Source organism: Streptomyces pseudovenezuelae (assembly GCF_001513955.1).
Classification (GTDB): Bacteria; Actinomycetota; Actinomycetes; order Streptomycetales; family Streptomycetaceae; genus Streptomyces; species Streptomyces pseudovenezuelae.
In genome coordinates this window covers 332323-344722 of sequence record NZ_KQ948145.1, presented here as the reverse complement: position 1 = coordinate 344722, position 12400 = coordinate 332323, and the positions used below count along the sequence as shown (strand labels likewise).

Here is a 12400-nt window from a genome sequence, read left to right as displayed (position 1 = left end):
CCTGTTGCCGCTGTGACCCTTTTATGGAGGCACGATGGGGCGCTATGTCGCACGACGACTGCTCCAGATGGTCCCGGTCTTCATCGGGACGACCCTGCTTATCTTCCTCATGGTCTACGCCCTGCCCGGTGACCCCGTGCGCGGGCTCTTCGGCGACAAGGGCGGCAGCCCACAGGTGATCGCCGCGCTCCGGCACCAGTACGGGCTCGACCAGCCGATCCTCGTGCAGTACTGGGACTACATGAAGGGCATCGTCCTTCACTTCGACTTCGGCACGCAGATCGCCAGCGGCCGTCCCGTCACCGATGTGCTCGCCGACGCGTTCCCGGTCACCCTGCGGCTGGGCAGCTTCGCCTTCGCCATCGAGCTCGTCATCGGCATCGGCCTCGGCGTCTTCGCCGGCCTGCGTGCCGGACGCGCCGCCGACACCACGGTCCTGCTGATCACGCTGCTGCTGATCTCGGTCCCGGTGTTCGTCCTCGGCTTCATCCTCAAGTGGATCTTCGCCGACGAACTGCAGTGGCTCGAACCGAACGTCAACGACCCGTCGAACTACGGGCAGTTGCTGATGCCGGCCGTGGTGCTGGCCACCGCGTCACTCGCCTATGTGTCCCGGCTGACCCGCACCTCGATCGCGGAGAACATGCGCGCGGACTACGTCCGTACGGCTGTCGCCAAGGGCCTGCCCCGCCGCCGGGTGGTGAGCGTCCACCTGATGCGCAACTCGATGATCCCCGTGGTCACCTACCTGGGCACCGACATCGGCGCGCTGCTCGGCGGTGCCGTCGTCACCGAGGGCATCTTCAACATCCAGGGCATCGGTGGCACGATCTACCAGTCGATCGTCCGCCGCGAAGGCACCACCCTCGTCGGGCTGGTGACCATCCTCGTCCTCGTCTACCTTGTCGCCAGCCTCCTTGTCGACCTGCTCTACGCGGTCCTTGACCCGAGGATTCGCTATGCCTGACATGACCAAATCCGACACCTCCGTCGCCGCCCCGGACGCCGTGGACGTGGCCGCCCCGGCCCTGCAGGTCGTCAAGTCCGAGAAGACCCGCAGCCTGTGGGGCGACGCCTGGCAGGACCTGCGCCGCAACAAGATCTTCATCATCTCCGCGGTGCTGATCCTGCTGCTGCTGACGATCACCTTCTTCCCGGGCTGGTTCACCAGTGCCAACCCGGCCTACGGCGATCTGTCCAAGCACTATCTGCAGAAGCCGCAGCTCGGCAAGGTCTTCTCGGCCGAGTGGCTGGGCTACGACCAGCAGGGCCGCAGCGTCTACGCACGGCTCATCTACGGCGCCCGGGCCTCCATAGCCGTCGGCTTCGGCACCACGCTCCTGGTGACCATCGTGGGCGGTCTGGTCGGCATGATCGCCGGCTACTTCGGCGGTCTGGTCGACTCCGTCCTGTCGCGCCTGGTCGACGTGTTCTTCGGCATCCCGTTCCTGCTCGGCACGATGGTCGTCCTCAACTCCTTCCCGGAGCGCACCGCCTGGGTCGTCATCGGCGCCCTCGGTTTCTTCGGCTGGACCCAGCTGGCCCGTGTCATGCGCGGTGCGGTGATCACCACCAAGCAGTCGGACTACGTGCAGGCCGCCAAGGCGCTGGGCGCGAGCACTCCGCGCATCCTGTTCCGGCACATCCTGCCGAACACCCTGGCCCCGGTGATCGTCGTCGCGACCATCTCGCTCGGCGTCTACATCGGCTCCGAGGCGACCCTGTCCTTCCTGGGCCTCGGTCTCAACGGCGTCTCCTGGGGCAACGACATCTCCGACGGCGGCAACCAGATCCGGGTGGCGCAGTGGATCATGCTCTATCCGTCGATCATGCTCACCCTGACGGTGCTGGCATTCATCATGCTCGGCGAAGCGGTCCGCAACGCCCTTGACCCGAAGACGCGCTGAGGGAGGCGTACGTGACCATCATCGAAGAAGCCTTCGTGCCCTCGCCGCGTGACGGCGAGGACAACGGCGGCCCGCTGCTCGAAGTGCGTGACCTGCACGTCGAGTTCCGCACCCGCGAGGGTGTCGTACGGGCCGTCAACGGCGTCAACTACAGCGTCAGCGCGGGCGAGACGCTCGCCGTGCTCGGCGAGTCCGGCTCCGGCAAGTCCGTGACCGCGCAGGCGATCATGGGCATTCTCGACATGCCCCCGGCGACGATCCCGCAGGGCGAGATCCTCTTCCGCGGCCAGGACATGCTGAAGATGTCCGCCGAGGAGCGCCGCAAGATCCGCGGCCGCCGGATCGCCATGATCTTCCAGGACGCGCTCAGCTCGCTCAACCCGGTGCTCAGTGTCGGCTACCAGCTCGGCGAGATGTTCCGCGTCCACCAGGGCCTGTCCAAGAAGGACGCCAAGGCCAAGGCGATCGAGCTGATGGACCGGGTGAAGATCCCGGCAGCCGCGGCCCGGATCAGCGACTACCCGCACCAGTTCTCCGGCGGTATGCGCCAGCGCATCATGATCGCCATGGCGCTGGCGCTGGAGCCCGACCTGATCATCGCCGACGAGCCCACCACGGCCCTCGACGTGACGGTCCAGGCCCAGGTCATGGACCTGCTCGCGGAGCTCCAGCGCGAGTACAACATGGGTCTGATCCTGATCACCCACGACCTGGGTGTGGTCGCCGACGTCGCGGACAAGATCGCCGTGATGTACGCGGGCCGGATCGTGGAGCGGGCCCCGGTCCACGAGCTGTACAAGCGCCCGGCGCACCCGTACACCCGTGGTCTGCTGGACTCGATCCCGCGCCTGGACCAGAAGGGCCAGGAGCTGTACGCGATCAAGGGTCTGCCGCCCAACCTGCTGCACGTTCCGGACGGTTGCGCCTTCAACCCGCGCTGCCCGAGGGCCGAGGACGTCTGCCGTACCGAGGTCCCGGCGCTGCTCGGGATCACCGCGCAGGACGGCACCGAACTGGTCGGCCGCGCGTCAGCTTGCCACTTCCGGAAGGAGACGATCGATGGCTGACCCCGGCAAGATCGAAGAGCCGCAGGACGCCGCCGCCCCCAACGTCTCCGAGGTGGAGGTCGTGGACGCCCACTCCGAGTCGGAGGCGGTCGCCGCGATCGAGGCGCCCGTCGAGCGCGGTGAGCCGATCCTGCAGGTGCGCAACCTGGTGAAGCACTTCCCGCTGACCCTGGGCATCCTCTTCAAGCGGCAGGTCGGCGCGGTCAAGGCGGTCGACGGCATCTCCTTCGACCTGTACCAGGGCGAGACCCTGGGCATCGTGGGCGAGTCCGGCTGCGGCAAGTCGACCGTCGCCAAGCTGCTGATGAACCTGGAGCGGGCCACCGCGGGCGAGATCTTCTACAAGGGCCAGGACATCACCAAGCTGTCCGGTCGCGCCATGAAGGCCGTGCGCCGCAACATCCAGATGGTGTTCCAGGACCCGTACACCTCGCTCAACCCCCGTATGACGGTGGGTGACATCATCGGGGAGCCCTTCGACATCCACCCGGAGGTGGCCCCGAAGGGTGACCGGCGCCGCAAGGTCCAGGAGCTCCTGGACGTCGTGGGCCTGAACCCCGAGTACATCAACCGCTATCCGCACCAGTTCTCCGGCGGTCAGCGCCAGCGCATCGGCATCGCCCGCGGCCTCGCGCTCAACCCGGAGGTCATCATCTGCGACGAGCCGGTCTCGGCCCTGGACGTCTCCGTCCAGGCACAGGTCATCAACCTGATGGAACGACTGCAGGACGAGTTCAACCTCTCCTACATCTTCATCGCGCACGACCTGTCGATCGTCCGGCACATCTCGGACCGTGTGGGCGTGATGTACCTCGGCAAGATGGCGGAGATCGGCACCGACGAGCAGATCTACGACCACCCGACGCACCCCTACACCCAGGCGCTGCTCTCCGCGGTGCCCGTGCCGGACCCGGACGCCCGTGAGCACCGCGAGCGGATCATCCTGACCGGTGACGTGCCCTCGCCGGCCAACCCGCCCTCGGGCTGCCGGTTCCGCACCCGCTGCTGGAAGGCGCAGGACAAGTGCGCCGAGGAGACGCCGCTGCTGGCGGTTCCCCAGCGGTTCCAGGGTGTGGACACCCCGGCGGCGCACGAGTCCGCCTGCCACTTCGCCGAGGAGAAGGACGTCGTGCACGCGGCGTAGTACCCGATCGGTGTGGTTCCCGGTGCCCCGCGGGGGTGCCGGGAACCGGCGTTCGCGGAGTCGTCCGGGGGAGCAGATGCTGCATCACGTCGAACTGTGGGTGCCTGACCTGCCCCGTGCGGTCGCGGAATGGGGCTGGTTGTTCGAACGCCTCGGCTGGGCGCCGTACCAGGAGTGGGAGCGGGGCAGGAGCTGGCGCCGCGGCGAGACGTACGTCGTCGTGGAGCGGTCCGAGGCGCTGAGCGGTGACCGGCACGACCGGATGCGGCCCGGCCTCAACCACCTAGCGTTCCACGCCGGTTCACGGGCCGAGGTGGACGCGCTGGCACAAGCCGCGCCCGCGCGGGGATGGCAACCGCTGTTCCCCGAGCGGTACCCGTACGCGGGCGGGCCGGACCACTACGCGGCCTACCTGATCAATTCGGACGGGTTCGAGGTGGAGCTGGTCGCCGCGTAGTGGCAGGCGGCCTGTTCCTCGCCGCCGCCGCCGAGAATCTCCGGGTCCCGGGTGAGGCAGGCGTCCGCGACGCCCGCGCGCTCGGCCTCGCCGCTCGCCAGGACCGGGCAGCGGGCATGGAAACGGCAGCCGGCGGAGATGCGGGACGGGTCCGGGGGCTCGCCCGCGAGCACGACGGGCTCGCCCGGTGCGTCCGGCAGGACCGACAACAGGGCCTGGGTGTACGGGTGCCGGGGCGCCGACAGCACCTGCTCGACCGAGCCGGTCTCCACGATCCGGCCCAGGTACATCACCGCGACCCGGTCGGCGATGTTCCACGCCAGCCCCAGGTCGTGAGTGACCACCAGGGCGGACAGGTCGAGCTCGTCGCGCAGGCGGAGCAGCAGGGCGAGGATCTCGCCGCGCACCGAGGCGTCCAGCGAGGCCACCGGCTCGTCGGCGACGAGCAGCTTCGGTTCGAGGACCAACGCGCCCGCGATGACGACCCGTTGGCGCTGGCCGCCGGACAGCTCGTGCGGGTAGCGCTGGAAGAAGCGCTCCGCGGGCCGCAGACCGGCCCGGGACAGGGCCTCGGCCACCGCCGCTCGCTCGTCGCCGCCGTACCGGTGGATCCGCAGGCCCTCCGCCACCGCGTCGTACACCGTGTGGCGCGGGTTCAGTGAGCCGGACGGGTCCTGGAGGACCAGCTGGACACGTTTGCGGTACGTCCTGAGGGCGCCGGACGAGTAGTCGAGCGGGCGGCCGTCGAAGGTGACGCGTCCCGCGGTCGGCGGGAGCAGCCCCAGCAGCGAGCGGGCCAGGGTCGTCTTGCCGCAGCCGGACTCGCCGACCAGGGCGACGATCTCACCCGCCCGGAGGTCGAGGTCGACCCCGTCGACGGCCCGGGCGGTGTCCCCGCCGTGCCGGCCGGGAAAACTCACGTGCAGGCCCTCGGCACTCAGCAGCGGAGGCGGCGCGGACGCCGGCTTGCCGAGGGCGCCGGTCGCGTCCGAGGACGGGGCCGGCCCCGGCACCGGGATGCCGGCGCCGTCCGTGCCGGCGCCCGGACCCGGGTGAGGTGACGCTTCGGGTTCCGGCACCGCCGAAGGACTGGCTGCCGCCTCCGGCACGTGCACGCAGGCCGCCCGCCGTCCCGCACCCGCCTCCCGCAGCCTCTGATCGTCCACCGAGCAGGATTCCAGCGCGACCGGGCAGCGCGGATGGAAGGCGCAGCCGGTCGGTACCGCGGCCGGGTCCGGCGGGTCGCCGGGCAGTCCGCGCGGCGCGAACCGGGACGCCGGGTCGCCGATGCGGGGGAACGCCCCCGACAGCGCCTTGCCGTAGGGATGCCGGGAGTCGTCGAAGACCTGCCGGGCGGGCCCTTCCTCGACGATCCGCCCCGCGTACATGACGGCCAGCCGGTCGCAGGTGTCGGCGAGGACGGAGAGGTCGTGGCTGATCATGACGAGGGCCAGGTCCTGCTCGGTGACCAGTCCTGCGATGAGCCTCAGGATCTGGGCCTGGATCATCACGTCGAGCGCGGTGGTCGGCTCGTCGGCGATGATCAGGCGGGGGTCGCACGCCAGGGCCATGGCGATCATCACGCGCTGGCGCTGGCCGCCCGAGAGTTCGTGCGGATACGCCCTCGCATGGGCCGCGGGGAGCCCCACCTGCTCCAGGAGTTCACCGGCCCTCGTCCTGGCCCCGGCCGCGGTCGCCTTCCGGTGCAGCAGGATCGGCTCGGCGATCTGGTCGCCGACCCGGTGCACGGCGTTCAGCGAGTGCATCGCACCCTGGAACACGATGGAGGCCCCGGCCCAGCGGACCGCACGCACCCGGCCCCACTTCATGGCGAGGACGTCCTCGCCGTCCAGCAGGATCTCGCCGCCCACCCGGGTTCCGGCCGGGAGCAGCCGCAGCAGCGCGAGCGCCAGGGTCGACTTGCCGCAGCCGGACTCGCCCGCGATGCCGAGCTTCCCGCCCGCCTCCAGCGACACGTCGACCCCGCGCACCGCGGCCGACCCGTCGGCGTAGGTCACTTCCAGGTTCCGGACGTCCAGCAGGCTCAACGCGCCACTCCCAGCCTCGGGTTGAGGACAGCTTCCACCGCACGCCCGCACAGCGTGAACGCCAGCGCCACGACCGCGATCGCGATGCCCGGCGGCACCAGGTACCACCAGTCCCCCGAGCTCACCGCACCCGCCTCCCGGGCATCCTGAAGCAGCCCGCCCCAGGAGATGACCGTCGGATCGCCCAGCCCGAGGAAGGCCAGTGTCGCCTCGGCGAGGATCGCGGAGGAGATCACCAGGGTGGTCTGCGCCAGCACCAGCGGCATCACGTTCGGCAGCACATGGCGGCTCATGATGTGCCAGTGGCCGCCGCCGAGCGCCTTCGCCCGTTCGATGTACGGCCGTGACTCCACGGCCAGCGTCTGCGCCCGCACCAGCCGGGCCGTGGTCGGCCAGGTGGTGACACCGATGGCCAGAATGATCGTGCCGAGGGAACGGGACATCACGGTGGCGAGGGCGATCGCGAGCACCAGCGTCGGCATGACCAGGAACCAGTCCGTGACGCGCATCATCACCGTGGCGTACCGGCCCCGGAAGTGTCCGGCCGTGATGCCGATGACGGCCCCGATCGACACCGACAGCACGGCCGCGAGGAGCCCGACGAGCAGCGAGACCCGCGCCCCCCAGATCAGCAGGCCGAGCAGACCGCGCCCGAACCGGTCGGTGCCCAGCGGGAACTGTCCGCTCGGGCTCTCCAGCGGCTGTCCCGGCGCCTCGGTCACGCTCTGCACGTCGGATCCGACGGTCAGCGGCGCGGTGAGCGCGATCAACCCGAACAGGACGAGCACGGCCAGGCCGAGGACTCCCGCGCGACGGGTGCGGTACTGCTTCCAGAAGCGGGCGGCCGAGTGTCCCCGGCGCCGCCAGGCGAGCGCGCGCGGGCCGGGAGGCGTGGTGGTCGTCATCGGCCCACCCTCGGGTCGAGCAGCGGGTAGACCAGGTCGGCCAGCGTGTTCATCACGATCACCGCCGTGGCGAAGACGAAGAACAGTCCCTGCACCAGCGGCAGGTCGGGCACGCTGAGCGCCTGGTAGAACAGTCCGCCCAGACCCGGCCAGGAGAACACGGTCTCGACGAGGATGACGCCGGCGACCGTCCGCCCGAGGTTGACGAAGATCAGGGTCACGGTGGGCAGCAGTGCGTTCGGCACGGCGTGCCGACGCCGGACCAGGTCGTCCCTGAGCCCCTTGGCACGGGCGGTCGTCAGGTAGTCGCTCGCCATCTCGTCGAGCAGCGCCGAACGGGTGACCAGCAGGGTCTGGCCGTACTCGACGGCGACCAGGGTGATCACCGGCAGGACCAGATGGTGGGCGACGTCGAGGACGTAGGCGAATCCCTCCTCGCCGCCGGACTCCATGCCGCCGGTCGGGAACAGCCCGGGGATCGGGCCGACCCCCACCGAGAACACGATGATGAGCAGCAGGCCCAGCCAGAAGGACGGGACGGAGTAGAGGGTCAGGGCCAGGCCGGTGCTGAGCCGGTCCCCGAGCCGGTCGTGACGCCAGGCCGCGCGGGTACCGAGGACGATGCCCAGTGCGGTGTAGAGGACGAACGCCGTGCCGGTCAGCAGCAGCGTGTTCGGCAGCGCCTCGGCGATCTTGTCGAGAACCGGGGCGCGGAACTGGTACGAGGTGCCGAGGTCTCCCGTGAGCGCTTTGCCGCAGTAGTCGGTGAACTGCTGCCACATCGGCAGGTCGAGCCCGAACTCCCGCCGGTAGGCGGCCAGTTGCCCGGCGGACACCGGACGTCCGCCGGTCATGGTCTTGACCGGGTCGCCGGGGATCAGCCGGAACAGGAAGAAGCCGGTCACGAGCACGGCGAGCAGCGAGATCACGGCACCGCCCACCTTGCCCGCGCCGTAGCGCAGATAGGCCCACCCCTTGGCCGTACGGCGGGGTGCCGCTGCGGCGGGGGCCGGGACGACCGCCTGCTGGACGCTACTCACGGTCGTCGGCGCCGGCCCGGCGCCGCATCACGAAGAACACCCCGGCACCCACCAGGACCACCGCCGCCACGATCCCGCCGATGACGACACCGGTCGAGGAGGAGCTGTCGGAGGAACCGCCCGAGTCCGCCGGTACCGCCGACCACCAGCTCCAGTAGCCGTCCTGGCCGTAGATGTTGCCCGCGGCGCTGGGCATGGTCTGGATCGACTTGATCTGGTCGGTGCGGTAGGCCTCGACGGCGTTGGGGTAGGCCATGACGTTCATGTACCCGAGGTCGTAGAGCCGCGACTCCGCCTGCTTGACGATCGCTGCCCGCTTGACCGGGTCGTATTCGGCGAGCTGGCGGGCGTACAGCTCGTCGTACCGCTTGTCGCAGATGAAGTTGTCGGTGGCGCCGACGTCCTTCGGGGTGGCGGGCAGGGCCGCGCAGGTGTGGATCGACAGGACGAAGTCCGGGTCGGGGTTGACGGACCAGCCGTCGAAGGCGAGGTCGTAGGTGCCGGCGAGCCACGGGTCGGAGACGTTGTCCAGGCAGTCCAGGGTCACGCCGATGCCCAGCTTGCTCCACCACTCCTGGAGGTACTGGCCGACCGCCTTGTCGTTGGGGTCGGTGGCGTGGCACAGGACGCGGTAGGAGATCGGCTTGCCGTCCTTGCCGAGCCGCTTGCCCGCGCTGTTCGTCCGGTAGCCGGCCTGATCGAGCAGCTGGGCGGCCTTCGCCGGGTCGTAGGCGAGTTCCTGGCCTGCCGACGGCTTCCAGAAGTACGGGGAGAAGCGCGGCGGGATGTAGCCCTCGCCCTGGACGGCGTGGCCCTGGAACACCTTGTCGATGATGGTTTCGCGGTCGACCGCCATGAACAGCGCGTGCCGGACCCGCTCGTCCAGCAGGGAGGGGTCGCCGTCACCGAATTTCTGGCCGTTCCTCGCCCGCGCGCCGGGGTTGGTGGCGAGGGCGTAGAAACGGCGCCCGGGGGCGTCGTTGACCTTGATGTCGTCCGCGTTCTTCAGCGCGGAGGCCTGAGCGGGCGTCAGCGAGGGCGAGCCGGCGACGAAGGAGACTTCGCCCTTGCGCAGGGCGGCGACGGCCGCGTCCTGGTCCTTGTAGTAGCGGAAGACCAGCTCGTCGAACTTGGGGGACCCGCGCCAGAAGCTCTTGTTGGCCTTCAGGCGGACATAGCTGTCGGCCTTGTACCCGGTGAGGACGAACGGGCCGTTCCCGACGACGGGGAAGCTCTTGTCGTTGTTGAACTTGGAGAAGTCACGGACCTTCTCCCAGACATGCTTGGGCACGATCGGTACATCGAGGGCGGTCATCGTGGCCTGCGGCTTCTTCAGCCTGACGACCAGTTCGGTGGGGCTGGGCGCGGTGACCTTCTCGAAGTTGGAGACGAAGCTGCCGTTGGCGGTGGCGGCGCCCTCGTCGGTCATCATCTTGTTGAACGTCCAGGCCGCGTCCTCGGCGGTGGCCTGCTGCCCGTCGGACCACTTGGAGTTCGAGCGGATCGTGTAGGCCCAGGTCAGCTTGTCCGGGGACGACTCCCACTTGGTGGCCAGGCCCGGGATGGCCCGGCTGTCCTTGGGGTCGTAGTTGGTCAGGTACTCGTACATCAGCCGGTGGACGCTGGTGCTGAGCAGTCGGCTCGCCAGGAACGGGCTCAGCGAGTCCACGCTCTGCGCCACGGCGACGGTGAGGACTTTGGCGCCGTCCGCGGCGGCCGCCTGCCGGGGGGCCGGATCGAGTGGCGTCGCCGTCGCGGCCGACAGGACCAGGGCGGCTCCGACGGCGACCGTCGCCGGCATACGACGTCGTGATCTCGTGGGGCCCGAGAGCCCCCTGCCGTGGACTTGTGTGCTCATGGGTCGTGACCTCACGTCATCGCTCGCACAGGGACCGCGGAATTGATGAGTGTGTCTATCAGCGCCGGTCTGCGTCCGTCAACGGCGCATGAACGGCCTGTGGCCTGCGGAAATAGACCTCGGAGCAGTACGGGCGCCGCTCATCGGTCCATACCTGTGAAGCCGTGCAGGTGAGGCCCTGACGATGCGTGTCACCCCTTCTGATGACCCGTACGGCCCGCACTCGTATGCGATGTAAGCGATATATGGCGATATTGGCGTGTAATGGATCAATATCCCGGCGTCGGCTGCCAAGGGCAGTGCACGGGGCACTCTTGAGGAGGCACTCCATGCGTGGAGCCACGCACGCCAAATGGGCCGCATGCGCGGCGGCGGTAGCGCTCGCGGCGACGGCCTGCGGCGGTGGGGACAGCGGCAGCGACAGCGGCGGCAGCAGTGACGGCAGCGCGGTGCTGAGCTCCTCCTGGGGCGACCCGCAGAACCCGCTGGAGCCGGCCAACACCAACGAGGTGCAGGGCGGCAAGGTCCTCGACATGATCTTCCGCAGCCTGAAGAAGTACAACCCGGAGACCGGCAAGGCCGAGGACATGCTCGCCGAGAAGATCGACACGACCGACTCGCAGAACTTCACCATCACCGTGAAGGACGGCTGGACCTTCAGCAACGGCGAGAAGGTCACCGCCAAGTCGTTCGTGGACGCCTGGAACTACGGGGCCAGCCTCAAGAACAACCAGAAGAACGCCTACTTCTTCGGCTACATCGACGGTTACGACAAGACGCACCCGGACGACGGCAGCCAGCAGACCGCCGACACCCTCTCCGGCCTGAAGGTCACCGGCACCAACACCTTCACCGTCAAGCTCAACCAGAAGTTCTCGACCTTCCCCGACACCCTCGGCTACCCCGCCTACGCCCCGCTCCCGCAGGCGTTCTTCACCGACCACGCCGCCTGGCTGAAGAAGCCGGTCGGCAACGGGCCGTACACCATCGACTCGTACACCAAGGGCTCCCAGATGGCCCTGAAGAAGTGGAGCGGCTACCCCGGCACGGACAAGGCGCAGAACGGCGGCGTGACCCTCAAGGTCTACACCGACAACAACACCGCCTACACCGACCTCATGGCCGGCAACCTCGACCTCGTCGACGACGTCCCGGCCGCCCAGCTCAAGAACGTCAAGAGCGACCTCGGCGGCCGCTACATCAACACCCCGGCCGGCATCATCCAGACCCTCGCCTTCCCGTTCTACGACAAGAACTGGAACAAGGCCGGTTCGGAGAAGGTCCGCACGGGCCTGTCCCGCGCGATCAACCGCGCCCAGATCACCGAGACGATCTTCCAGAAGACCCGCACCCCCGCCACCGACTGGACCTCCCCGGTCCTCGGCAAGGAGGGCGGCTTCCAGGACGGCCTGTGCGGGGACGCCTGCGACTACGACCCGGCCGCGGCCAAGAAGCTCATTCAGGAGGGCGGCGGCCTCCCCGGCGGCCAGATCAAGATCACGTACAACGCGGACACCGGCTCCCACAAGCAGTGGATCGACGCGGTCTGCAACTCCATCAACAACGCGCTCGACAACGACAAGGCCTGCGTCGGCAACCCGGTGGGCACCTTCGCCGACTTCCGCAGCCAGATCACCGCGAAGAAGATGAGCGGCCCCTTCCGGGCGGGCTGGCAGATGGACTACCCGCTCATCCAGAACTTCCTGCAGCCGCTCTACTACACCAACGCCTCCTCCAACGACGGCAAGTGGTCCAACAAGGACTTCGACAAGCTCGTGAACGAGGCCAACGCCGAGACCGACACCACCAAGGCGGTGGCGAAGTTCCAGGAGGCCGAGAAGGTCGTACGGGACAACATGGCCGCCATCCCGCTCTGGTACCAGAACGGCAGCGCGGGCTACTCGGAGCGGCTCTCCAACGTGAAGCTCAACCCGTTCAGCGTCCCCGTCTACAACGAGATCAAGGTCGGCTGAG

General features: G+C 69.0%; 10 protein-coding genes and 1 pseudogene. 6 read left to right on the top strand and 5 right to left on the bottom strand.

The genetic code is table 11. The features are described from left to right. Positions 1 to 34: 34 nt before the first annotated feature. The 5 genes from AQI94_RS08925 (at position 35) to AQI94_RS08905 (ending at position 4575) form a co-directional block, all read left to right on the top strand. On the top strand, positions 35 to 967 hold the full coding sequence (locus tag AQI94_RS08925) for an ABC transporter permease (RefSeq protein WP_031041848.1): 933 nt from the start codon (positions 35 to 37) through the stop codon (positions 965 to 967). Beyond that, positions 960 to 1907 (top strand): ABC transporter permease, encoded by a 948-nt coding sequence (locus AQI94_RS08920; RefSeq protein ID WP_031041851.1) that lies wholly within the window; start codon positions 960 to 962, stop codon positions 1905 to 1907. Before AQI94_RS08925 ends, AQI94_RS08920 begins: the two co-directional genes overlap by 8 nt. A gap of 11 nt (positions 1908 to 1918) precedes the next feature. Next, on the top strand, positions 1919 to 2974 hold the full coding sequence (locus AQI94_RS08915) for an ABC transporter ATP-binding protein (RefSeq protein WP_031041855.1): 1056 nt from the start codon (positions 1919 to 1921) through the stop codon (positions 2972 to 2974). After that, positions 2967 to 4118 carry an ABC transporter ATP-binding protein gene (locus AQI94_RS08910; protein WP_031041858.1) on the top strand — a complete coding sequence of 384 codons (1152 nt, stop codon included), beginning with the start codon at positions 2967 to 2969 and terminating at the stop codon, positions 4116 to 4118. The genes AQI94_RS08915 and AQI94_RS08910 overlap by 8 nt, the downstream gene beginning before the upstream one ends. Positions 4119 to 4194: 76 nt before the next feature. After that, positions 4195 to 4575: a VOC family protein gene (locus tag AQI94_RS08905; RefSeq protein ID WP_031041861.1), complete on the top strand. Its 381-nt coding sequence runs from the start codon at positions 4195 to 4197 to the stop codon at positions 4573 to 4575. Here AQI94_RS08905 and AQI94_RS45525 read toward each other — a convergent pair. The 5 genes and pseudogenes from AQI94_RS45525 to AQI94_RS08880 form a co-directional block, all read right to left on the bottom strand. Next, complete coding sequence (locus AQI94_RS45525) at positions 4527 to 5588, bottom strand: ABC transporter ATP-binding protein (RefSeq protein WP_051832035.1); 1062 nt, start codon at positions 5586 to 5588, stop codon at positions 4527 to 4529. The two genes, AQI94_RS08905 and AQI94_RS45525, sit on opposite strands and share 49 nt — an antisense overlap. Before the next feature lie 71 nt (positions 5589 to 5659). Next, positions 5660 to 6623: pseudogene (locus AQI94_RS45520) on the bottom strand (ABC transporter ATP-binding protein); the annotation flags it as partial. Further along, positions 6620 to 7528, bottom strand: coding sequence for an ABC transporter permease (locus AQI94_RS08890; RefSeq protein WP_031041862.1), 909 nt, complete (start codon positions 7526 to 7528; stop codon positions 6620 to 6622). The pseudogene AQI94_RS45520 and the gene AQI94_RS08890, both read right to left, overlap by 4 nt. Beyond that, entirely contained in the window at positions 7525 to 8568 is a 1044-nt protein-coding gene (locus tag AQI94_RS08885) for an ABC transporter permease (RefSeq protein WP_031041866.1), read from the bottom strand. Before AQI94_RS08885 ends, AQI94_RS08890 begins: the two co-directional genes overlap by 4 nt. Beyond that, positions 8561 to 10426, bottom strand: a complete 1866-nt coding sequence (locus tag AQI94_RS08880; RefSeq protein ID WP_031041871.1) for an ABC transporter substrate-binding protein — start codon at positions 10424 to 10426, stop codon at positions 8561 to 8563. The genes AQI94_RS08885 and AQI94_RS08880 overlap by 8 nt, the downstream gene beginning before the upstream one ends. A gap of 329 nt (positions 10427 to 10755) precedes the next feature. Here AQI94_RS08880 and AQI94_RS08875 point away from each other — a divergent pair, with 329 nt between their 5' ends. Next, complete coding sequence (locus AQI94_RS08875) at positions 10756 to 12399, top strand: peptide ABC transporter substrate-binding protein (protein ID WP_031041874.1); 1644 nt, start codon at positions 10756 to 10758, stop codon at positions 12397 to 12399. Position 12400: the final 1 nt, after the last annotated feature.

Coding starts and splice junctions, on each gene's coding strand:
- AQI94_RS08925 (WP_031041848.1), top strand. CDS start 35: ATGGGGCGCTATGTCGCACGACGACTGCTCCAGATGGTCCCGGTCTTC.
- AQI94_RS08920 (WP_031041851.1), top strand. CDS start 960: ATGCCTGACATGACCAAATCCGACACCTCCGTCGCCGCCCCGGACGCC.
- AQI94_RS08910 (WP_031041858.1), top strand. CDS start 2,967: ATGGCTGACCCCGGCAAGATCGAAGAGCCGCAGGACGCCGCCGCCCCC.
- AQI94_RS08905 (WP_031041861.1), top strand. CDS start 4,195: ATGCTGCATCACGTCGAACTGTGGGTGCCTGACCTGCCCCGTGCGGTC.
- AQI94_RS08890 (WP_031041862.1), bottom strand. CDS start 7,528: ATGACGACCACCACGCCTCCCGGCCCGCGCGCGCTCGCCTGGCGGCGC.
- AQI94_RS08880 (WP_031041871.1), bottom strand. CDS start 10,426: ATGAGCACACAAGTCCACGGCAGGGGGCTCTCGGGCCCCACGAGATCA.
- AQI94_RS08875 (WP_031041874.1), top strand. CDS start 10,756: ATGCGTGGAGCCACGCACGCCAAATGGGCCGCATGCGCGGCGGCGGTA.